The organism is Bacillus sp. N3378-2at (genome assembly GCF_033412715.1).
In the GTDB taxonomy this organism is placed as follows: domain Bacteria; phylum Bacillota; class Bacilli; order Bacillales; family Bacillaceae; genus Bacillus; species Bacillus subtilis.
Genome location: NZ_CP117986.1, coordinates 303,401 through 324,933 on the forward strand (window position 1 = coordinate 303,401; position 21,533 = coordinate 324,933).

Below are 21,533 nucleotides of genomic sequence, written 5' to 3' on the forward strand. Positions count from 1 at the left end.
TGTGAATGAACCAAAAGTCCATTTTAAAGATCGCAGCTGCGGCTTGCGACGATAAACGGGCAGAGGATATTTTAGCACTGGATATGGAAGGTATTTCTCTGGTTGCTGATTATTTTCTGATCTGTCACGGAAATTCAGATAAACAGGTACAGGCGATTGCCCGTGAAATCAAGGATCAGGCTGATGAAAACGGCATTCAAGTCAAAAAGATGGAAGGCTTTGATGAAGCAAGATGGGTTCTCGTTGATCTAGGCGATGTGATTGTCCATGTCTTCCACAAGGACGAAAGAAGCTACTACAACCTTGAAAAGCTGTGGGGAGACGCTCCGCTCGCAGATCTTGACCTTGGAATGAATCAATGATTTATCAAGGCTTTGCAAGTGTGTATGACGAGTTAATGTCACACGCGCCTTACGATCAATGGACAAATTGGATTGAAGCATCTCTCCCGGAAAAAGGCCGTATTCTCGATCTGGCATGCGGCACGGGGGAAATCTCCATCCGGCTTGCCGAAAAAGGCTTCGAGGTTACAGGCATCGATCTCAGCGAAGAGATGCTTTCTTTCGCCCAGCAAAAGGTATCGAGTAGCCAGCCTATTTTATTTCTTCAGCAGGATATGAGAGAGATTACCGGCTTTGATGGTCAGTTTGACGCTGTTGTGATATGCTGTGACTCATTAAATTATTTAAAAACAAAAAATGATGTGATCGAAACCTTTAACAGTGTTTTTCGGGTATTAAAGTCTGAAGGCATACTGCTGTTTGATGTTCATTCATCTTTTAAAATTGCGGAAGTCTTTCCGGATAGCACATTTGCTGACCAGGACGAAGATATCAGCTATATTTGGCAGAGCTTTGCCGGAAGTGACGAGCTTTCTGTCATTCATGATATGTCGTTTTTTGTGTGGAACGGAGAAGCGTATGATCGTTTTGATGAGACACACGAGCAAAGAACGTTCCCGGTGGAAGAATACGAAGAAATGCTTAAGAACTGCGGCTTTCAGCTCCATCGCGTGACAGCTGATTTTACGGATACCGAGCCATCAGCACAATCAGAACGCCTCTTTTTCAAGGCGCAGAAATCAAAAACCATCGTTTCCTAAAACGATGGTTTTTTAAAATGCTTTTTTATGCTTTTGCAGTACAGACGAACGTATGACATACTCGTCTACACATGAAACTGCTTTTTCACTGCGGAAATATCCTCCTCGTACTTCATATGAGTATTTTGAAATACCCGGTGAAACATATCCTGCACACCGCTTTCCAGCGCTTTAATGCCTTCTCCTGTTACACCGCCTTTAACGCAAACCTTTTCCTGTAATGCAGGCAGGGTATACAATTCGGTTTCTAACAGTTTTCCCATTCCGACAAGCATTTCCTTACACATCAAAATCGCGTCCTGTTTAGACACTGATGTTTCCGAAACAGCTGCATCTATAAACCGCTGAATCAGATAGCTCATAAAAGCGGGGCCGCAGCTTACGATGTCTGATGCAACCCTGGTGATGTCACTTTCAATTTGCAGCGGATGAGAGATATGCTGCATCAGCTCATTGATTTTCGTTTTTGCAGATTCGCCGCAGCTTGTGCCGAAAGTGACGAGAGAAACACCTGCCAGCGCTCTGTTCGTAATACTTGGGATCACTCGAGCCACTTGACACGGCACATATTGTTCGAGCTGTTCGGTTTGAACGGGGCTTGTAATTGAGATGAGAATATGATCTTTTCTTAAATAAGGTAACGCTCTTGCCAGTAAAGGATATATATCAAGCGGCTTAACACAAATAAAAATCATCTCGTTTTCAGAAACGAGCTTTTCGAGACTTTCGGTAACGTTTATGCTGTTGTAGCGGTTTTTTATGTGCAACGCTTTTTCAATTGTGCGGTTTGTGATTGTCATGTTTGAGGGATCGGCTGCTTTTGATTCAATAAATGATTCGATAAGGATCGTACCCATATTTCCTGTGCCGATAAAGCCTATCTTCAATGGTTTCCCCTCCTTTGAGCTATTATCCTCTAAACCATATGTGTTATGAAAATAAAATATGACGAAAGCGGGGAACATGCACGATGAATTGGTTGAATCAGCATAAGAAAGCAATTATTTTAGCGGCTTCTGCGGCTGTTTTCACAGCGATTATGATCTTTCTGGCCACAGGGAAAAATAAAGAGCCGGTGAAGCAAGCTGTACCAACAGAGACAGAAAATACAGTGGTAAAGCAGGAAGCAAACAACGACGAGTCAAACGAAACAATTGTGATAGACATCAAAGGTGCTGTTCAGCATCCTGGCGTTTATGAAATGCGAACAGGGGACAGAGTATCTCAGGCAATTGAGAAAGCGGGCGGGACCAGTGAACAAGCAGACGAAGCGCAAGTAAATTTGGCGGAGATTCTGCAGGACGGGACAGTGGTGTACATCCCGAAAAAGGGAGAGGAAATAGCAGTGCAGCAAGGTGGCGGAGGGTCAGTCCAAAGCGATGGAGGGAAGGGAGCGCTGGTGAATATCAATACAGCAACCTTAGAGGAGTTACAAGGCATCTCAGGGGTGGGGCCATCCAAAGCTGAAGCTATTATTGCATACCGGGAAGAAAACGGGCGTTTCCAAACAATTGAAGATATCACTAAGGTTTCAGGAATAGGTGAAAAGTCATTTGAGAAAATAAAGTCTTCCATTACAGTAAAGTGATTTGACGGTCATGCATTATGATAGGTAAACTAAAGGTCAGGCAACACAACATTTGGAGGGAACAACGTGGAACGAATTTCATGGAATCAATACTTTATGGCTCAAAGCCATTTATTGGCGCTGCGCAGCACATGTCCGAGATTATCTGTCGGCGCTACTATAGTCAGAGACAAACGCATGATAGCAGGAGGCTACAATGGGTCAATCGCGGGCGGCGTACATTGTGCAGATGAAGGATGCTTAATGATAGATGATCATTGCGCAAGAACCATTCACGCTGAAATGAATGCGATTCTTCAATGCTCTAAGTTTGGGGTGCCGACTGATGGAGCCGAGATTTATGTGACGCATTATCCGTGCATTCAATGCTGCAAATCTATTATTCAAGCGGGTATCAAAACGGTTTATTATGCTGAGGATTACAAAACACATCCATATGCGCAGGAATTATTTGAACAGGCGGGTGTAACAGTTGAACAGGTTGAACTCGATGAAATGATCGTTGATCTGAAAAACAGGGAAAAGCTTTCATTTGTAGCGGGTCTTATAGGGAAATTGGCTGATGCCGGTTTAGCGGAGGAAGAATTGAAAAAGATACATGAACAGGCGAATACACTTTTCACGAGCTACGTGTGATGAATGCGTAATTCGCGCTTATTATTGCCTATGGCGGCAGCTTCGGCAACGGCTGGAATTACTGCCGCCGCTTATTTCCCCGCTATTTTTCTTTTCATCCTCTTTCTCCTCATCATTTTAATCAAAACGAGGCACGCTTTTCTCATTATTGTTTGTTTCTTCTCTTTTATATTGTTTTTTGTACTGTATGCAGTCACAGATTCTCAGAATGTCTCTTCCTATCGGCAGGGAACCTATCAATTCAAGGCAGTGATTGACACTATTCCCAAAATTGACGGCGACCGTATGTCTATGATGGTTGAGACACCTGATAAGGAAAAATGGGCTGCTGCGTATCGCATTCAGTCTGCTGGTGAAAAAGAACAGCTGTTATACATAGAACCAGGAATGTCATGTGAGTTGACTGGTACATTGGAAGAACCGAATCACGCAACTGTGCCGGGTGCATTTGATTATAACGAGTATCTTTATCGGCAGCATATTCATTGGAACTACTCTGTCACGTCTATTCAAAACTGCAGCGAACCTGAAAATTTTAAGTACAAGGTGCTCAGCTTGAGAAAACATATCATATCATTCACAAACAGCCTTTTGCCTCCTGATTCGGCAGGGATTGTACAGGCACTTACAGTTGGTGACAGATTTTATGTGGAGGATGAAGTGCTTACCGCGTATCAAAAGCTTGGTGTTGTCCATCTCTTGGCAATATCAGGACTCCACGTGGGGATTTTGACAGCAGGTTTGTTTTATATCATGATTCGCCTTGGTATAACTAGAGAAAAGGCGTCAATTCTGTTGCTGTTATTTCTGCCGCTCTATGTGATGTTGACCGGCGCTGCTCCTTCAGTGCTACGCGCCGCTCTCATGTCGGGTGTTTACTTAGCTGGAAGCCTTGTCAAATGGCGTGTCCACTCTGCAACTGCAATTTGTCTTTCATACATCGTCCTTCTGCTCTTCAATCCTTATCATCTCTTTGAAGCCGGTTTTCAGCTATCGTTCGCCGTCAGTTTTTCTTTAATTCTATCCTCTTCTATTTTTCATCAGGTTAAAACCTCCTTGGGGCAGCTGACAATTGTATCACTCATCGCTCAGCTGGGCTCGCTTCCGATTCTCCTATATCATTTTCATCAGTTTTCTATCATCAGCGTACCGATGAATATGTTGATGGTACCATTTTATACCTTCTGTATTTTGCCGGGAGCTGTAGCAGGTGTTCTTCTATTAAGTCTTTCCGTTTCGTTTGGGAGATTGTTTTTCAGCTGGTTTGATTTATTGATAAGCTGGACCAATAGGCTAATCACAAACATTGCAGATGTTGAAGTGTTCACGATTATGATCGCACATCCTGCACCTGTTTTGCTTTTTTTATTCACGGTCACGATCATCCTATTGCTTATGGCGATTGAAAAACGCTCCTTGTCGCAGTTGATGGTAACCGGAGGCATTTGCTGCACGGTGATGTTTCTGCTCTTTATATATCCGTGTCTTAGTTCCGAAGGAGAAGTGGATATGATAGATATTGGACAGGGTGACAGCATGTTTGTAGGTGCTCCGCATCAGCGGGGGCGTGTCTTAATTGATACCGGCGGCACTTTGTCTTACTCGTCAGAGCCTTGGCGCGAAAAACAGCATCCGTTTTCACTGGGGGAAAAGGTGCTGATTCCGTTTTTAACTGCTAAGGGAATCAAACAGCTTGACGCTTTAATTCTGACGCACGCTGACCAAGATCATATCGGAGAGGCGGAGACTCTGCTGAAGCATCATAAAGTAAAGCGCCTCGTGATTCCGAAAGGGTTCGTTTCTGAACCTAAAGATGAGAAAGTGCTGCAGACAGCCAGAGAAGAGGGAGTGACAATTGAAGAGGTGAAGCGAGGCGATGTATTGCAAATAAAGGATTTGCAGTTCCATGTACTGTCACCTGGAGCACCTGATCCGGCAAGCAAAAATAATTCCTCTCTCGTTCTGTGGATGGAGACGGGCGGTATGAGCTGGATCTTGACGGGTGACCTGGAGAAAGAAGGGGAACAGGAGGTGATGGACGTGTTTCCAAATATTAAAGCAGATGTCTTAAAGGTGGGGCACCATGGGAGCAAAGGCTCTACCGGTGAAGAATTCATCCAACAGCTTCAGCCGAAAACGGCCATTATCTCAGCCGGGAAAAACAATCGGTACCATCATCCTCATCAAGAAGTTCTGCAACTATTACAGAGACATTCTATCCGCGTGCTGCGAACAGATCAAAACGGAACGATCCAATATAGATACAAAAACAGAGTTGGAACCTTTTCTGTCTATCCTCCATATGATACATCAGATATAACAGAGACGAACTAAAAAAGACTGCCGAGAAATCAGCAGCCCGGGCAGTCGCTGTTATGAACCAACTAGGTGAATAACCGTTGCCATGACAAACAAGAAGGCGAAAAATCCGAAGGACACAACAAAACCAACAGCTGAATCTACAGCATCATTTCGTTTGCTTTGAACGTTTTTTTCAAAATCATTCAACTTTATCCCTCCTGACTGACTTAAGTATAATGGAATTGTTTTGAAAAATCTAGAAGCTAAGGTAACGTTTTCTGTTCTGGTGATTATCGCCTTTTTACAAGCTGTCCCGGGGGCTTGCGAACAGGCGTTTAATATAAATGGGGAAGCAGCAGTCAGGCTTCCTCTTTACTATTTTGCAAACTCAATTTAGGATAGAAGGGGATGATGAAAGAGAGGAAGTCGTACAACAATGGTATTTGATGTGTGGAAAAGCCTGAAAAAAGGAGATGTCCATCCAGTTTATTGTTTATACGGAAAAGAGACATATCTGCTGCAAGAAACCGTCAGCAGGATCAGACAGACGGTCGTTGATCAGGAGACAAAGGATTTCAATCTATCCGTTTTTGATCTGGAAGAGGACCCGCTGGATCAAGCGATTGCAGATGCTGAAACGTTTCCGTTTATGGGGGAGCGGCGTCTTGTCATTGTGAAAAATCCATATTTTTTAACAGGTGAAAAGAAAAAAGAAAAAATTGAGCACAACGTCAGTGCGCTTGAATCATATATACAATCACCTGCGCCTTACACAGTCTTTGTCCTGCTTGCTCCGTATGAAAAGCTTGATGAGCGAAAAAAGCTGACGAAAGCGTTAAAGAAGCACGCGTTTATGATGGAGGCGAAGGAATTAAATGCAAAGGAAACGACAGACTTTACTGTCAACCTTGCAAAAACAGAGCAGAAAACAATCGGCACGGAAGCGGCGGAGCATTTGGTTCTGCTTGTGAACGGTCATCTGTCATCGATTTTTCAGGAGATTCAAAAGCTCTGCACGTTTATTGGAGATCGTGAAGAAATTACGCTGGATGATGTAAAAATGCTTGTTGCTAGAAGCCTTGAACAAAATATTTTTGAGCTGATCAATAAAATCGTCAACCGAAAACGAACAGAGAGTCTGCAAATTTTTTATGATTTGCTAAAACAAAATGAAGAACCGATCAAAATTATGGCGCTTATTTCGAATCAGTTCCGGCTGATTCTGCAGACGAAGTACTTCGCGGAACAGGGATACGGACAAAAACAAATCGCTTCTAATCTAAAAGTTCACCCATTTCGGGTAAAGCTGGCGATGGATCAAGCAAGGCTTTTTTCAGAGGAGGAGCTCCGTTTAATTATTGAACAGCTTGCCGTCATGGACTATGAGATGAAAACCGGGAAAAAGGACAAGCAGCTCCTGCTCGAACTGTTCCTTTTACAGCTGTTAAAAAGAAATGAAAAAAACGATCCCCATTATTGAGGATCGTTTTTATATTATGCAGAAAGTCCGTTCACTTTTTTCGCTAGTCTTGATTTGTATCGAGCTGCGGTATTTTTGTGTACAAGACCTGTTTTCACTGCTTTATCAATACGTTTAGCTGCTTCAGTAAGAGCAGTTTTCGCTTTGTCAGCTTCGTTGTTGGCAACAGAAGCTTCAACTTGTTTGATTGCAGTACGCATAGCAGATTTGATTGTCGCGTTATGAACGCGGCGTTCGTTGTTTGTTTTTGTACGTTTAATCGCTGATTTAATGTTTGGCATGTGTTTCACCTCCTAAGATACAACCTGTAGCACAGTGTCTTAAGGTTAAATCTTCTTCACAATAGAACAAATTGTATTCTATCAAACACACCTTTAGATTGCAATATAAATGTAAAGTATTTTTCATTGAAGGTTCTCTTATTAGCATGATTCATTCAGCAAATGGCAACAATATAGGTACTTAATGTGAAGGAGGCCCCTGTATGAAAAAGAGTGAGCTGGATGTGAATCAGTATTTGATACGTACCGATTTGGCAGTGGAAACGAAGGAAGCAATGGCCAATCAGCAGGCTGTGCCGACAAAAGAAATTAAAGGCTTTATTGAAAAAGAGCGTGATCATGGCGGCATTAAAATCCGCACAGTTGATGTTACAAAGGAAGGCGCAGAGCTTTCGGGAAAAAAAGAAGGGCGCTATTTAACGCTTGAAGCACAGGGAATCAGGGAGAATGATTCGGAAATGCAGGAGAAGGTCTCTGCTGTCTTTGCGGAGGAATTCTCAGCTTTTCTTGAAAACCTTAATATCTCAAAAGATGCGAGCTGTTTGATCGTTGGGCTCGGCAACTGGAACGTGACACCTGATGCGCTTGGACCGATGGCAGTAGAAAATCTGTTGGTAACAAGGCACTTGTTTAAGCTTCAGCCGGAAAACGTACAGGAGGGTTACAGGCCTGTCAGTGCTTTTGCACCGGGTGTAATGGGGATAACAGGAATCGAAACAAGTGACATTATTAAAGGTGTGATTGAGCAATCGAAGCCTGATTTTGTCATCGCCATTGATGCGTTGGCGGCGCGGGCGGTGGAAAGGGTCAACACAACCATTCAAATATCGGATACAGGCATTCACCCGGGATCTGGAGTGGGGAATAAACGAAAAGATTTAAGCAAAGACACGCTTGGTGTTCCGGTGATTGCTATCGGTGTTCCGACAGTAGTTGATGCCGTGACAATTGCCAGCGACACGGTGGACTACATATTAAAACATTTTGGCAGAGAAATGAAGGATAACAGGCCATCAAGATCGCTTGTTCCGGCAGGCATGACGTTTGGGAAAAAGAAAGTGCTCACTGAAGAAGATCTTCCCGATCAAAAGCAGCGCCAATCGTTCCTAGGGATTGTCGGAACCCTTCAAGAAGATGAAAAACGGCAGCTCATTCACGAGGTGCTTTCGCCTTTAGGGCACAACTTAATGGTTACACCGAAGGAAGTCGATTCATTTATCGACGATATGGCAAATGTTTTAGCGAACGGATTAAACACAGCGCTTCATGAAAAAGTGTCACAAGAAAACAAAGGCTCCTACAATCACTAAACAGTTCTACTTCCTCTAGCTTGTTCATAGAGTAATTACTAGACAAGCGCTGGAGGGATTCAATGAGAAATAAACGCAGAAACAGACAGATTGTTGTTGCGGTAAATGGAGGGAAAGCGGTAAAAGCCATCTTTCTATTTATCGTAAGCCTTATCGTGATTTTTGTTCTATCCGGTGTGCTGACGTCTCTCCGGCCGGAACTTAGGCCGTCGTCTGACTCTTTTTATGGGATTGCTGAAGAATTGCCGGGTGACGTATTTGCACATTTGCTGCGGATGGAAAACCATTATTTCGCTTCTGACCTCTCTCAAACCGACAGCTCATTTCATCTTTCTCGTCTTTCTTTAAAGCTGGCGACGAGCATTAACCTCGAAGATCCGCGGAGCTTTCTCGGTCGGGAGCTGCCGGGGTTTGCACAATTTGATACCGAGATTTTGTTAGCTGGACAAGGGACGGATTATACGAATATGCCTGCGGAATCGCCGCCGCCGTCTAAGGTGATGGAGGAAGAAAGAGAAGCGAATTTGGCAGAGATTGAAAAACAGCAAACGCAATCAGATAATGCACAAAAAGATCCGCCCAAACAAACAACAGGTGATAAAAAGGTCGTGTTTATCTATCACACGCACAATACCGAATCATATCTCCCTCTATTAAAAGGCGAGACCGATCCTGACATGGCGCGCCATTCTAAAGCCAACGTCACGCTTGTAGGAGATATGTTCGGACAAGCGCTTGAATCCCAGGGAATCGGAGCCACAGTGAATAAAACCGATATACAGTCAAAATTAAATAAAAAAGGCCTAAACTATGCCAGGTCCTATGATGAATCAAGGCCGGTTGTGAAAGACGCCCTCGCTTCAAACAAAAATCTGCAATATATCATTGACATCCACAGAGACTCACGGCGCAAAAAAGACACAACCGCAACGATTAAAGGAAAAAGCTATGCCAGGGTAGCCTTTGTCGTCGGGAAAAAAAGCAAAAACTTCGAAGAAAACTATAAAATTGCGAGTGAGCTTCATAAACTGATGGAGAAAAAATACCCCGGACTTAGCACAGGTGTCTTTTCCAAAGGCTCGCCAGGCGATAATGGTGTTTACAATCAGGATTTAACCGATAGAGCGCTTTTGCTCGAGTTTGGCGGAGTAGATAATAATCTCGAAGAGCTGCAGCGTGCGGCTAACGCGGCCGCGGACGTATTCAGCGAAATGTACTGGGATGCTGAAAAGGTCAACGCAGCGAGCGGGGAGACGAAAAAACAATAAGAAATAGGTGGTTGATTTGATTGCATACTTTGGAAAATACTTACTGCTTGTCACGATCATGTTTTTAGGCGTTCTGTTCGGCATGCAGCAGGCAAACAACGGGATGCTGAGTATGAAAGGCTATCATGACCCTTCACTGAGGGGGGCGTTTACGCTCACCGACGGAAAAGATAATGAAAAAGAAGCCTCAATCCTAGGAGAAACAGTCACGGCAAAAGATTTAGAAGAAAAACAAAAAGAGCTGGAAAAGGTGGAGACATTCAATATGTTTTCAAAAGCCGGACAAGCGCTTTCGAACACCGTAACCAATACTGCCCAGTCAATGTATGAATGGATACGGGATATGAATCAATAAGTACGTGAAAGAGAAAAGCAGCCCAGATATGATAGGGAACTTTTCTCTTTCTTGTTTTACATTGAATCTTTACAATCCTATTGATATAATCTAAGCTAGTGTATTTTGCGTTTAATAGTAGGAGTGATAGATTGTGACAGATAAAGAAAAGCGTTTAGAGAGGCAATCGAGAATACGGAATTTCTCTATCATTGCCCATATTGACCACGGAAAATCGACCTTAGCGGATCGTATTTTAGAAAAAACGTCGGCAATCACTCAACGAGAAATGAAAGAACAATTGCTCGATTCTATGGATCTTGAACGTGAGCGGGGCATAACCATTAAATTAAACTCTGTTCAGCTTAAATATAAAGCAAAAGACGGAGAAGAATATATCTTTCATCTAATCGATACGCCGGGACACGTCGACTTCACGTATGAAGTATCCCGAAGCCTTGCTGCCTGCGAGGGAGCGATTCTTGTCGTGGATGCAGCCCAGGGGATTGAAGCGCAGACGCTCGCCAATGTCTACTTAGCGCTTGACAACGATCTTGAAATCCTTCCGGTCATCAATAAAATCGACCTTCCGAGCGCCGAGCCCGAACGTGTGCGCCAAGAGGTAGAAGACGTTATCGGCCTTGACGCATCAGAAGCCGTGCTTGCTTCAGCAAAAGCCGGTATCGGGATTGAGGAGATTTTAGAACAAATCGTAGAAAAGGTGCCAGCTCCGACCGGAGATCCGGAGGCGCCGCTCAAAGCGCTGATCTTCGACTCGCTTTATGACGCCTACCGCGGTGTCGTGGCTTATATCAGAGTCGTTGAAGGAACGGTAAAGCCGGGACAAAAAATCAAAATGATGGCAACCGGCAAAGAATTCGAAGTAACAGAGGTGGGCGTGTTCACGCCGAAAGCAACTCCGACAAATGAACTGACGGTCGGTGATGTAGGCTTCCTGACTGCCTCAATCAAAAATGTCGGTGACACACGTGTCGGTGATACAATAACGAGCGCTGCCAATCCTGCAGAAGAAGCGCTGCCGGGATACCGCAAGCTAAACCCGATGGTGTACTGTGGTTTGTATCCGATTGATACAGCGAAGTATAATGATTTAAGGGAAGCTCTTGAAAAGCTTGAGCTGAATGATTCCTCCCTTCAATATGAAGCGGAAACTTCGCAAGCGCTTGGATTCGGGTTCCGCTGCGGATTTTTAGGCATGCTTCACATGGAGATCATTCAGGAGCGAATTGAGCGTGAGTTCAACATCGACCTGATTACGACAGCGCCAAGCGTTATCTATGATGTGTATATGACAGACGGCGAAAAGGTCGTTGTCGACAACCCGTCCAACATGCCGGATCCTCAAAAGATCGAAAGGGTTGAGGAGCCATACGTAAAAGCGACGATGATGGTGCCGAATGACTATGTCGGCGCTGTAATGGAGCTTTGCCAAGGAAAACGCGGCAATTTCATTGATATGCAGTATTTAGACGCAAACCGTGTCAGCATCATTTATGATATGCCATTAGCGGAAATCGTATATGAGTTTTTTGATCAGCTGAAATCAAGCACTAAAGGCTATGCGTCCTTTGATTATGAACTGATCGGCTACAAACCGTCCAAGCTTGTGAAAATGGACATTATGCTGAATGGTGAAAAAATCGATGCCCTTTCCTTTATCGTGCATCGTGATTACGCATATGAACGGGGAAAAGTGATCGTTGAAAAACTGAAAGAACTCATTCCGCGCCAGCAGTTTGAAGTTCCGGTACAAGCCGCAATCGGCCAGAAAATCGTGGCCCGCTCCACCATAAAAGCAATGCGTAAAAACGTATTGGCTAAATGTTACGGAGGGGACATCTCGCGTAAACGGAAACTTCTTGAAAAACAAAAAGAAGGAAAACGCCGTATGAAGCAGGTCGGCTCAGTTGAAGTGCCGCAAGAAGCATTTATGGCAGTTCTGAAAATGGACGACAGTCCGAAAAAACAATAGAAGCCGCCGCAGTCTTGTACTGCGGCTTCTTTCTGTAAAGAAGGTGAATCCGTTGAAATCAGCTTATATCCATATCCCATTTTGTGAGCATATTTGCCACTACTGCGATTTCAATAAATATTTTATTCAAAGTCAGCCAGTCGACGAGTATTTAAACGCACTCGAACAGGAAATGATAAATACAATAGCAAAAACCGGGCAGCCTGATCTTAAAACAATCTTTATCGGAGGAGGCACGCCAACCTCCCTGTCTGAGGAACAGCTTAAAAAGCTAATGGACATGATCAACCGCGTGCTAAAGCCCTCAAGCGACTTATCGGAATTTGCGGTTGAAGCGAATCCGGACGACTTGTCCGCAGAGAAATTAAAAATATTAAAAGAAGCAGGCGTAAATCGCCTCAGCTTTGGTGTGCAAACGTTCGAAGACGATCTGTTAGAAAAAATCGGCCGAGTGCACAAGCAAAAAGATGTATTCACCTCTTTTGAAAGAGCGCGGGATATCGGTTTTGAGAATATCAGTCTTGATCTCATGTTCGGGCTTCCGGGGCAAACCCTCAAGCATCTGGAACATTCCATAAACACTGCTTTATCACTGGATGCCGAGCATTATTCCGTTTACTCCCTTATTGTAGAACCGAAAACGGTATTTTATAATTTGATGCAAAAAGGGCGGCTTCATCTTCCGCCGCAGGAGCAGGAAGCTGAAATGTATGAAATGGTGATGAGCCAGATGGAAGCTCACGGCATTCATCAATATGAAATCAGCAACTTTGCTAAGGCAGGCATGGAATCTAAGCACAATCTAACGTATTGGAGCAACGAACAATATTTCGGTTTCGGAGCCGGCGCTCACGGATATATCGGCGGCACACGAACAGTGAACGTCGGACCTGTTAAGCATTACATTGACCTGATAGCTGAAAAGGGTTTTCCGTACAGAGATACACATGAAGTAACAACAGAAGAACAGATTGAGGAAGAAATGTTTTTAGGTTTGAGAAAAACAGCCGGTGTCAGCAAAAAACGATTCGCAGAAAAATACGGCCGTTCCCTGGATGGACTTTTCCCAAGCGTGTTAAAAGACCTCGCTGAAAAAGGGCTGATTCACAATTCGGAGTCTGCCGTTTATTTGACTCATCAAGGGAAATTATTAGGCAATGAAGTTTTTGGCGCTTTTTTGGGTGAGTTATAATTGACATTTTTCTTGTGGTTTGATACTTTTGTTATAGAATTAGCACTCGCTTATTGAGAGTGCTAACAGAGGTGATGATGATGTTAACAAATCGTCAGCTGCTGATCCTTCAGGTTATAATCAACGATTTTATTAAATCGGCACAGCCGGTGGGATCAAGAACTCTTTCGAAAAAAGATGAAATCACATTTAGCTCTGCAACAATAAGAAACGAGATGGCTGACTTGGAGGAATTGGGCTTTATTGAAAAAACCCATTCATCCTCAGGACGTGTTCCGTCAGAAAAAGGGTATCGGTACTATGTTGACCATTTGCTGTCACCCGTCAAACTGACGAAAAGCGACCTGGACCAAATCCACTCGATCTTCAAAGAGAAAATTTTCGAGCTGGAGAAGACAGTTCAAAAATCAGCGCAAATTTTGTCCGATCTGACGAATTACACATCCATCGTACTCGGGCCGAAGCTGAGTGAGAATTACCTTAAACAGATTCAAATCATTCCGATTCAGCCTGATATGGCGGTAGCGATTCTCGTTACCAATACGGGGCATGTGGAAAACAAAACGATTAACTTTCCGACCAAAATGGATCTGTCTGATATTGAAAAACTGGTAAATATACTGAACGACCGTTTAAGCGGCGTTCCAATGGATGAACTGAATGAGCGCATATTTAAAGAAGTTGTCATGTACCTAAGACAGCACATTAAAAACTATGACAATATACTCGACGCGCTTCGTTCAACCTTTCATTCCACAAATCACATTGAAAAGTTGTTTTTTGGCGGGAAAATCAATATGCTGAACCAGCCTGAGTTCCATGATATCACCCGAGTTCGGTCGCTGCTTTCATTAATTGAGAAAGAACAGGATGTTTTAAAGCTGGTTCAATCCCCGCGCACGGGAATTTCGATTAAAATCGGAAAAGAAAACGACTATGAAGAGATGGAAAATTGCAGTCTGATTACGGCTTCTTATTCCGTAGACCAGAAGCAGATCGGCTCAATTGCGATTATCGGCCCGACCCGCATGAATTATTCCAGGGTTGTCAGCCTGCTTCAGCATGTGACTTCGGACTTGTCAAAAGCATTAACAAGTCTGTATGATGAATAAGGGAATTTTGGCAAATTTTATGAAGGACAGCACCTGTCCTTCTCCTTACACTTTGAGGGAGGTGAACACAATGTCAGAAGAAAAACAAACCGTTGAACAAAACGAAACAGAAGAGCAAGAAATCATTGAAGAACAAGCTGCCGCTGATGAACAGCAGGAAGAAACAAATGAAAGCGAACTTCTTCAAAACCAAATTAACGAATTGCAAGGTTTGCTTGAGGAAAAAGAAAACAAACTTTTGCGTGTTCAAGCAGACTTTGAAAACTATAAACGACGCAGCCGTTTAGAGATGGAAGCGTCCCAAAAATACCGTTCTCAAAATATCGTGACTGATTTGCTGCCGGCTCTTGATAGCTTTGAACGAGCGCTTCAGGTTGAAGCCGACAATGAACAGACGAAAAGTTTGCTCCAGGGAATGGAAATGGTCCACCGTCAGCTCGTAGAAGCCTTGAAAAAAGAAGGCGTCGAAGCCATCGAAGCTGTAGGGCAGGAATTTGATCCTAATCTGCACCAAGCTGTTATGCAGGCTGAAGACGAAAACTACGGCTCCAACATTGTTGTTGAGGAAATGCAAAAAGGCTATAAGCTGAAGGATCGCGTCATTCGCCCTTCCATGGTCAAAGTGAATCAATAATTACATAGCAGGAGGTTATTCAAGTGAGTAAAGTTATCGGAATCGACTTAGGAACAACAAACTCATGTGTGGCAGTTCTTGAAGGCGGCGAGCCTAAAGTGATTGCTAACGCTGAAGGAAACCGCACAACGCCATCAGTTGTTGCGTTCAAAAACGGCGAACGCCAAGTAGGGGAAGTGGCTAAACGCCAATCTATTACAAACCCTAACACAATTATGTCTATCAAACGTCATATGGGTACTGATTATAAAGTTGAAATTGAAGGAAAGGATTACACTCCACAAGAAGTGTCTGCTATCATCCTTCAACACCTTAAATCATACGCTGAAAGCTATCTTGGCGAAACAGTATCAAAAGCAGTTATCACAGTTCCTGCATACTTTAACGATGCTGAGCGTCAAGCAACAAAAGACGCTGGTAAAATTGCCGGTCTTGAAGTAGAACGTATCATCAACGAGCCGACTGCAGCAGCGCTTGCATACGGACTTGATAAAACAGATGAAGATCAAACGATCCTAGTATACGACCTTGGCGGCGGTACATTCGACGTTTCCATCCTTGAGCTTGGCGACGGTGTATTCGAAGTTCGTTCAACTGCCGGCGACAACCGTCTGGGCGGGGACGATTTTGACCAAGTTATCATCGATCATCTTGTGTCTGAATTCAAAAAAGAAAACGGCATTGATTTGTCAAAAGACAAAATGGCGCTTCAGCGTTTGAAAGACGCAGCTGAAAAAGCGAAAAAAGATCTTTCCGGCGTTTCTTCTACGCAAATTTCTTTACCGTTTATCACAGCTGGAGAAGCAGGACCGCTTCACCTTGAACTTACATTAACTCGCGCTAAATTCGAAGAGCTTTCTTCTCATTTAGTAGAGCGCACAATGGGTCCTGTCCGTCAAGCGCTTCAAGATGCAGGACTTTCTGCAAGCGAAATAGACAAAGTCATCCTTGTCGGCGGATCAACTCGTATCCCTGCCGTACAAGAAGCAATCAAAAAAGAAACTGGAAAAGAAGCGCATAAAGGCGTAAACCCGGATGAAGTTGTAGCGCTTGGTGCTGCGATTCAGGGCGGCGTTATCACAGGTGACGTAAAAGACGTTGTTCTTCTTGACGTTACACCGCTTTCTCTCGGTATCGAAACAATGGGCGGCGTGTTTACAAAACTGATCGACCGCAACACGACGATCCCGACAAGCAAATCTCAAGTGTTCTCAACTGCTGCTGATAACCAAACAGCTGTTGATATCCATGTTCTTCAAGGTGAGCGCCCAATGTCTGCCGACAACAAAACACTCGGCCGCTTCCAGCTTACTGATATCCCGCCAGCACCGCGCGGCGTGCCTCAAATCGAAGTTTCTTTCGATATTGACAAAAATGGTATCGTAAACGTAAGAGCAAAAGACTTAGGCACAGGAAAAGAACAAAACATTACAATCAAATCTTCTTCAGGTCTTTCAGATGAAGAGATCGAACGCATGGTAAAAGAAGCGGAAGAAAATGCTGACGCTGATGCGAAGAAAAAAGAAGAAATCGAAGTCCGCAACGAAGCAGATCAGCTTGTTTTCCAAACTGAGAAAACATTAAAAGATCTTGAAGGCAAAGTGGATGAAGAACAAGTGAAAAAAGCCAACGATGCCAAAGACGCTTTAAAAGCAGCAATTGAGAAAAACGAATTTGAAGAGATCAAAGCGAAAAAAGATGAGCTTCAAACAATCGTTCAAGAGCTTTCTATGAAGCTTTATGAAGAAGCTGCTAAAGCACAGCAAGCTCAAGGCGGAGCAAACGCTGAAGGCAAAGCGGATGACAACGTTGTCGACGCTGAATACGAAGAAGTAAACGACGACCAAAACAAAAAATAAGTTCTTTTTAGTGTCAGCCCCGCTTCCGGAGCTGACCGAAAAGAACACATTTCATAATCTGATTCAATGATTAGAAAGTCAAAGTCAGGCATCTCTTGGCTTTGACTTTTTTTCTTGCCCGGGATAAAAGGAATTGAAAAATCATAATTCAAAATGATACAATCTAATTTATGTGAGAAATTCGGGAGAGTGAAGCGAGATGAGTAAGCGTGATTACTATGAAGTGCTGGGAGTAAGTAAGAGCGCTTCAAAGGATGAAATTAAAAAAGCTTATCGGAAGCTGTCAAAAAAATATCATCCTGATATTAACAAAGAAGCCGGATCAGATGAAAAATTTAAAGAGGTAAAAGAAGCGTACGAAACGCTGTCAGATGACCAAAAACGTGCGCATTACGATCAATTTGGTCACACTGATCCTAACCAAGGCTTCGGCGGCGGAGGTTTTGGCGGCGGCGATTTCGGCGGTTTTGGTTTCGATGATATTTTCTCAAGTATTTTCGGCGGAGGCACAAGACGGAGAGATCCAAATGCTCCGCGCCAGGGTGCTGATTTACAGTATACGATGACCCTGTCGTTTGAGGATGCGGCTTTCGGTAAAGAAACAACCATCGAAATTCCCCGCGAGGAAACGTGCGAAACATGTAAAGGCTCAGGTGCGAAACCTGGAACAAATCCAGAAACATGCTCCCACTGCGGAGGCTCCGGCCAGTTAAACGTGGAGCAAAATACACCGTTTGGAAAAGTCGTTAACAGACGGGTCTGCCACCACTGTGAAGGTACAGGCAAAATCATTAAAAACAAATGTGCGGACTGCGGCGGCAAAGGAAAAATCAAAAAACGCAAGAAAATCAATGTGACAATTCCAGCCGGTGTAGATGACGGGCAGCAGCTTCGTCTATCGGGACAGGGTGAACCAGGAATAAACGGCGGCCCTGCTGGGGATTTATTTGTCGTGTTCCATGTACGCGCACACGAGTTCTTCGAGCGTGACGGCGATGATATTTACTGTGAAATGCCGTTAACGTTTGCTCAGGCTGCTCTTGGAGATGAGGTAGAAGTGCCGACGCTGCATGGAAAAGTGAAATTGAAAATTCCGGCCGGTACACAAACAGGAACGAAATTTAGATTAAGAGGCAAAGGCGTTCAAAATGTCAGAGGCTATGGACAGGGTGACCAGCATATCGTCGTCCGCGTCGTTACGCCGACAAATCTGACTGATAAACAAAAAGACATTATCCGCGAATTTGCCGAAGTCAGCGGAAACCTGCCTGACGAACAGGAAATGAGTTTCTTTGACAAGGTAAAACGCGCGTTTAAAGGTGATTAATTATTGGATGAGGAGTTGGTAGTTTTGAAATGGTCCGAATTAAGCATTCACACAACACATGAAGCGGTCGAACCTATCTCAAATATATTGCATGAAGCTGGTGCAAGTGGGGTTGTGATAGAGGACCCGCTTGATTTAATTAAAGAACGTGAGAATGTGTACGGGGAAATCTACCAGCTCGACCCCAATGATTACCCAGATGAGGGTGTCATTGTCAAAGCATATCTGCCGGTTAACAGTTTTCTGGGCGAAACTGTAGACGGCATCAAAGAAACGATTAATAATCTCCTTCTTTACAATATTGATTTGGGCAGAAACCACATCACTATTTCTGAAGTAAATGAAGAAGAGTGGGCGACTGCCTGGAAAAAGTATTATCATCCTGTGAAAATTTCTGAAAAGTTTACAATTGTGCCGACGTGGGAGGAATATACGCCGGTCCATACTGATGAACTGATTATTGAAATGGACCCGGGAATGGCTTTCGGCACAGGGACACATCCGACAACCGTACTCTGCATTCAGGCGCTTGAACGCTTTGTGCAAAAGGGTGATAAGGTGATTGATGTCGGCACTGGTTCGGGAATTTTAAGTATTGCGGCTGCAATGCTTAAGGCTGAATCGGTTCATGCCTACGATCTTGATCCCGTGGCTGTAGAAAGTGCACGCCTCAATCTCAAGCTGAACAAAGTCAGCGATATTGCTCAAGTGAAGCAAAACAATTTGTTAGACGGGATTGAAGGGGAACATGATGTGATTGTGGCCAACATTTTGGCTGAAGTCATTCTTCGCTTTACTTCACAAGCGTACAGCCTGTTAAAAGAAGGCGGCCACTTTATTACGTCAGGAATCATCGGTCATAAAAAACAAGAAGTAAAAGAAGCACTGGAACAAGCTGGCTTTACCATTGTAGAAATCCTTTCAATGGAAGATTGGGTCAGCATTATTGCGAAAAAATAACAGTTAGTAGGTGTCACAGCGTATGCAACGATATTTTATCGAGCTCACGAAGCAGCAAATAGAGGAAGCGCCGGCTTTTTCGATTACCGGCGAAGATGTTCATCATATTGTGAACGTGATGAGAATGAATGAGGGAGATCAGATTATCTGCTGCTCTCAAGACGGCTTCGAGGCAAAATGTGAACTTCAATCTGTTTCCAAAGATAAAGTGTCCTGCCTTGTGATAGAATGGACGAATAAAAACAGAGAGCTTCCGATAAAGGTCTATATTGCGAGCGGCCTTCCGAAAGGAGATAAGCTTGAATGGATTATTCAAAAGGGGACTGAGCTCGGAGCTCATGCCTTTATTCCTTTCCAAGCCGCGCGTTCTGTTGTCAAGCTGGATGACAAAAAGGCAAAGAAAAAGCGGGAAAGATGGACGAAAATTGCAAAGGAAGCGGCTGAGCAATCGTACCGTAACGAAGTGCCGCGAGTGATGGATGTCCATTCTTTTCAGCAGCTTCTTCAAAGGATGCAGGATTTCGATAAATGTGTCGTTGCATACGAGGAGTCATCGAAGCAAGGGGAAATAAGCGCATTCAGCGCGATTGTAAGCAGCCTTCCGAAAGGATCATCTCTATTGATCGTATTTGGTCCAGAAGGCGGTTTAACAGAAGCTGAGGTTGAACGGCTCACAGAGCAAGACGGTGTGACGTGCGGCCTTGGACCGAGAATTTTAAGGACAGAAACCGCTCCGCTATACGCATTGAGCGCGATTTCTTATCAAACAGAGTTATTAAGAGGTGATCAGTAATGGCAACTGTTGCTTTCCATACGCTTGGCTGTAAAGTCAACCATTATGAAACAGAAGCAATCTGGCAGCTTTTCAAAGAAGCGGGCTATGAAAGAAGAGACTTTGAACAAACAGCTGATGTATATGTCATTAATACATGTACGGTTACAAATACGGGAGATAAAAAAAGCCGCCAAGTGATCAGACGCGCCATTCGTCAAAATCCTGACGGTGTCATCTGTGTCACAGGCTGCTACGCGCAAACCTCACCTGCTGAGATTATGGCGATCCCCGGTGTCGACATTGTAGTTGGAACACAGGACCGTGAAAAAATGCTTGGCTACATTGACCAATACCGAGAAGAACGCCAGCCGATTAATGGCGTCAGCAACATCATGAAAGCAAGAGTATATGAAGAGCTTGATGTGCCTGCTTTCACGGACCGCACAAGAGCGTCATTAAAAATACAGGAGGGCTGCAATAATTTCTGCACATTCTGTATCATTCCGTGGGCGCGCGGCCTGCTCCGCTCCCGCGATCCTGAAGAAGTCATTAAACAAGCGCAGCAGCTTGTTGATGCCGGATATAAGGAAATTGTTCTTACGGGTATTCATACAGGCGGCTACGGCGAAGATATGAAAGATTACAACTTCGCGAAGCTTTTGAGCGAATTAGACACCCGTGTGGAAGGCGTGAAACGGATCAGAATTTCTTCCATCGAAGCCAGCCAAATCACTGACGAAGTGATCGAGGTCTTAGACCGCTCAGATAAGATAGTGAATCATCTGCATATTCCTATCCAATCCGGATCAAACACAGTGCTTAAACGAATGAGACGCAAATATACAATGGAATTCTTTGCAGACCGTTTAAATAAATTGAAAAAAGCACTGCCAGGCTTAGCTGTTACTTCTGATGTCATCGTCGGATTCCCTGGAGAAACAGAAGAAGAATTTATGGAAACCTATAACTTTATTAAAGAACATAAATTCTCTGAACTGCATGTTTTCCCTTACAGTAAACGTACAGGAACACCAGCTGCGCGAATGGAAGACCAAGTGGATGAAAACGTGAAAAACGAACGTGTGCACCGCCTGATTGCTCTTTCTGACCAGCTTGCAAAAGAATACGCTTCTCAGTATGAAAATGAAGTGCTTGAGATTATCCCTGAGGAAGCGTTTAAGGAAACAGAAGAAGAAAATATGTTTGTCGGTTACACAGACAATTATATGAAGGTTGTTTTCAAAGGTACGGAAGATATGATCGGCAAAATCGTAAAAGTCAAAATCCTAAAAGCAGGTTATCCTTACAACGAAGGACAGTTTGTCCGTGTGGTTGAGGATGAAATAACTGAACACATGCGTTTGTCTTCTTAACCTAAAAA

The 21,533-nt window shown here is 43.9% G+C and carries 22 protein-coding genes; 19 read left to right on the top strand and 3 right to left on the bottom strand.

The genetic code is table 11. From position 1 onward, the window contains the following. Positions 1-5: 5 nt before the first annotated feature. Together rsfS and PUN35_RS01620 are read left to right on the top strand one after the other, a co-directional pair. Complete coding sequence (rsfS, locus tag PUN35_RS01615) at positions 6-362, top strand: ribosome silencing factor (protein ID WP_014480315.1); 357 nt, start codon at positions 6-8, stop codon at positions 360-362. Continuing rightward, positions 359-1,102 (top strand): class I SAM-dependent DNA methyltransferase, encoded by a 744-nt coding sequence (locus tag PUN35_RS01620; RefSeq protein WP_014480314.1) that lies wholly within the window; start codon positions 359-361, stop codon positions 1,100-1,102. Before rsfS ends, PUN35_RS01620 begins: the two co-directional genes overlap by 4 nt. Positions 1,103-1,167: 65 nt before the next feature. Here the strand turns inward: PUN35_RS01620 and comER are convergent, their stop codons facing one another. Next, the gene (gene comER, locus PUN35_RS01625) at positions 1,168-1,989 is read right to left on the bottom strand and encodes a late competence protein ComER (protein WP_014480313.1); all 822 of its coding nucleotides are present in this window, start codon (positions 1,987-1,989) and stop codon (positions 1,168-1,170) included. An 83-nt stretch (positions 1,990-2,072) separates the two neighbouring features. On the opposite strand from comER, the gene comEA reads away from it, so the two are divergent. The 3 genes from comEA (at position 2,073) to PUN35_RS01640 (ending at position 5,660) form a co-directional block, all read left to right on the top strand. Next, the gene (gene comEA, locus PUN35_RS01630) at positions 2,073-2,690 is read left to right on the top strand and encodes a competence protein ComEA (RefSeq protein ID WP_014480312.1); all 618 of its coding nucleotides are present in this window, start codon (positions 2,073-2,075) and stop codon (positions 2,688-2,690) included. A gap of 66 nt (positions 2,691-2,756) precedes the next feature. Next, positions 2,757-3,326 carry a ComE operon protein 2 gene (locus PUN35_RS01635; RefSeq protein WP_003229978.1) on the top strand — a complete coding sequence of 190 codons (570 nt, stop codon included), beginning with the start codon at positions 2,757-2,759 and terminating at the stop codon, positions 3,324-3,326. Positions 3,327-3,329: 3 nt separating this feature from the next. Then, complete coding sequence (locus tag PUN35_RS01640) at positions 3,330-5,660, top strand: DNA internalization-related competence protein ComEC/Rec2 (protein WP_033881047.1); 2,331 nt, start codon at positions 3,330-3,332, stop codon at positions 5,658-5,660. Positions 5,661-5,699: 39 nt separating this feature from the next. Here the strand turns inward: PUN35_RS01640 and PUN35_RS01645 are convergent, their stop codons facing one another. Continuing rightward, positions 5,700-5,834, bottom strand: coding sequence for a YqzM family protein (locus PUN35_RS01645; protein ID WP_003229983.1), 135 nt, complete (start codon positions 5,832-5,834; stop codon positions 5,700-5,702). 40 nt (positions 5,835-5,874) lie between these two features. Between PUN35_RS01645 and PUN35_RS01650 the strand changes: the two genes are divergently transcribed. Next, on the top strand, positions 5,875-6,024 hold the full coding sequence (locus tag PUN35_RS01650) for a hypothetical protein (RefSeq protein WP_003229985.1): 150 nt from the start codon (positions 5,875-5,877) through the stop codon (positions 6,022-6,024). A 39-nt stretch (positions 6,025-6,063) separates the two neighbouring features. Continuing rightward, complete coding sequence (gene holA / locus PUN35_RS01655) at positions 6,064-7,107, top strand: DNA polymerase III subunit delta (protein ID WP_014480310.1); 1,044 nt, start codon at positions 6,064-6,066, stop codon at positions 7,105-7,107. A 14-nt stretch (positions 7,108-7,121) separates the two neighbouring features. Here holA and rpsT read toward each other — a convergent pair whose 3' ends face one another. Beyond that, the gene (rpsT, locus tag PUN35_RS01660; protein ID WP_003229989.1) at positions 7,122-7,388 is read right to left on the bottom strand and encodes a 30S ribosomal protein S20; all 267 of its coding nucleotides are present in this window, start codon (positions 7,386-7,388) and stop codon (positions 7,122-7,124) included. Positions 7,389-7,591: 203 nt separating this feature from the next. On the opposite strand from rpsT, the gene gpr reads away from it, so the two are divergent. From gpr to mtaB, 12 genes are all read left to right on the top strand, one after another. Continuing rightward, on the top strand, positions 7,592-8,698 hold the full coding sequence (gene gpr, locus PUN35_RS01665) for a GPR endopeptidase (RefSeq protein ID WP_014480309.1): 1,107 nt from the start codon (positions 7,592-7,594) through the stop codon (positions 8,696-8,698). A 62-nt stretch (positions 8,699-8,760) separates the two neighbouring features. Continuing rightward, positions 8,761-9,966: a spore autolysin SpoIIP gene (spoIIP, locus tag PUN35_RS01670; protein WP_014477383.1), complete on the top strand. Its 1,206-nt coding sequence runs from the start codon at positions 8,761-8,763 to the stop codon at positions 9,964-9,966. A gap of 16 nt (positions 9,967-9,982) precedes the next feature. Beyond that, positions 9,983-10,321 carry a YqxA family protein gene (locus PUN35_RS01675; protein WP_014480308.1) on the top strand — a complete coding sequence of 113 codons (339 nt, stop codon included), beginning with the start codon at positions 9,983-9,985 and terminating at the stop codon, positions 10,319-10,321. Positions 10,322-10,454: 133 nt separating this feature from the next. Continuing rightward, positions 10,455-12,293, top strand: a complete 1,839-nt coding sequence (gene lepA, locus PUN35_RS01680; protein ID WP_003229999.1) for a translation elongation factor 4 — start codon at positions 10,455-10,457, stop codon at positions 12,291-12,293. A gap of 52 nt (positions 12,294-12,345) precedes the next feature. Next, the gene (gene hemW, locus PUN35_RS01685; protein ID WP_014480307.1) at positions 12,346-13,485 is read left to right on the top strand and encodes a radical SAM family heme chaperone HemW; all 1,140 of its coding nucleotides are present in this window, start codon (positions 12,346-12,348) and stop codon (positions 13,483-13,485) included. 80 nt (positions 13,486-13,565) lie between these two features. Further along, the gene (hrcA, locus tag PUN35_RS01690) at positions 13,566-14,597 is read left to right on the top strand and encodes a heat-inducible transcriptional repressor HrcA (protein ID WP_014480306.1); all 1,032 of its coding nucleotides are present in this window, start codon (positions 13,566-13,568) and stop codon (positions 14,595-14,597) included. Between the two features lie 70 nt (positions 14,598-14,667). Next, the gene (gene grpE, locus PUN35_RS01695; protein WP_003230005.1) at positions 14,668-15,231 is read left to right on the top strand and encodes a nucleotide exchange factor GrpE; all 564 of its coding nucleotides are present in this window, start codon (positions 14,668-14,670) and stop codon (positions 15,229-15,231) included. A gap of 23 nt (positions 15,232-15,254) precedes the next feature. Continuing rightward, the gene (gene dnaK / locus PUN35_RS01700) at positions 15,255-17,090 is read left to right on the top strand and encodes a molecular chaperone DnaK (protein ID WP_004398786.1); all 1,836 of its coding nucleotides are present in this window, start codon (positions 15,255-15,257) and stop codon (positions 17,088-17,090) included. A 199-nt stretch (positions 17,091-17,289) separates the two neighbouring features. After that, on the top strand, positions 17,290-18,417 hold the full coding sequence (gene dnaJ / locus PUN35_RS01705) for a molecular chaperone DnaJ (RefSeq protein ID WP_003230010.1): 1,128 nt from the start codon (positions 17,290-17,292) through the stop codon (positions 18,415-18,417). Positions 18,418-18,441: 24 nt separating this feature from the next. Then, complete coding sequence (gene prmA, locus PUN35_RS01710) at positions 18,442-19,377, top strand: 50S ribosomal protein L11 methyltransferase (protein ID WP_014480303.1); 936 nt, start codon at positions 18,442-18,444, stop codon at positions 19,375-19,377. Positions 19,378-19,399: 22 nt separating this feature from the next. Then, positions 19,400-20,170, top strand: coding sequence for a 16S rRNA (uracil(1498)-N(3))-methyltransferase (locus PUN35_RS01715; RefSeq protein WP_014480302.1), 771 nt, complete (start codon positions 19,400-19,402; stop codon positions 20,168-20,170). Then, positions 20,170-21,525: a tRNA (N(6)-L-threonylcarbamoyladenosine(37)-C(2))-methylthiotransferase MtaB gene (mtaB, locus tag PUN35_RS01720; RefSeq protein WP_003230017.1), complete on the top strand. Its 1,356-nt coding sequence runs from the start codon at positions 20,170-20,172 to the stop codon at positions 21,523-21,525. Before PUN35_RS01715 ends, mtaB begins: the two co-directional genes overlap by 1 nt. Positions 21,526-21,533: the final 8 nt, after the last annotated feature.

What these genes read in the sequence shown, in the direction of transcription:
- rsfS (WP_014480315.1), top strand. Translation starts at nt 6, where the DNA reads ATGAACCAAAAGTCCATTTTAAAGATCGCAGCTGCGGCTTGCGACGAT.
- PUN35_RS01620 (WP_014480314.1), top strand. Translation starts at nt 359, where the DNA reads ATGATTTATCAAGGCTTTGCAAGTGTGTATGACGAGTTAATGTCACAC.
- comEA (WP_014480312.1), top strand. Translation starts at nt 2,073, where the DNA reads ATGAATTGGTTGAATCAGCATAAGAAAGCAATTATTTTAGCGGCTTCT.
- PUN35_RS01640 (WP_033881047.1), top strand. Translation starts at nt 3,330, where the DNA reads ATGCGTAATTCGCGCTTATTATTGCCTATGGCGGCAGCTTCGGCAACG.
- holA (WP_014480310.1), top strand. Translation starts at nt 6,064, where the DNA reads ATGGTATTTGATGTGTGGAAAAGCCTGAAAAAAGGAGATGTCCATCCA.
- rpsT (WP_003229989.1), bottom strand. Translation starts at nt 7,388, where the DNA reads ATGCCAAACATTAAATCAGCGATTAAACGTACAAAAACAAACAACGAA.
- gpr (WP_014480309.1), top strand. Translation starts at nt 7,592, where the DNA reads ATGAAAAAGAGTGAGCTGGATGTGAATCAGTATTTGATACGTACCGAT.
- spoIIP (WP_014477383.1), top strand. Translation starts at nt 8,761, where the DNA reads ATGAGAAATAAACGCAGAAACAGACAGATTGTTGTTGCGGTAAATGGA.
- hrcA (WP_014480306.1), top strand. Translation starts at nt 13,566, where the DNA reads ATGTTAACAAATCGTCAGCTGCTGATCCTTCAGGTTATAATCAACGAT.
- grpE (WP_003230005.1), top strand. Translation starts at nt 14,668, where the DNA reads ATGTCAGAAGAAAAACAAACCGTTGAACAAAACGAAACAGAAGAGCAA.
- dnaJ (WP_003230010.1), top strand. Translation starts at nt 17,290, where the DNA reads ATGAGTAAGCGTGATTACTATGAAGTGCTGGGAGTAAGTAAGAGCGCT.
- PUN35_RS01715 (WP_014480302.1), top strand. Translation starts at nt 19,400, where the DNA reads ATGCAACGATATTTTATCGAGCTCACGAAGCAGCAAATAGAGGAAGCG.
- mtaB (WP_003230017.1), top strand. Translation starts at nt 20,170, where the DNA reads ATGGCAACTGTTGCTTTCCATACGCTTGGCTGTAAAGTCAACCATTAT.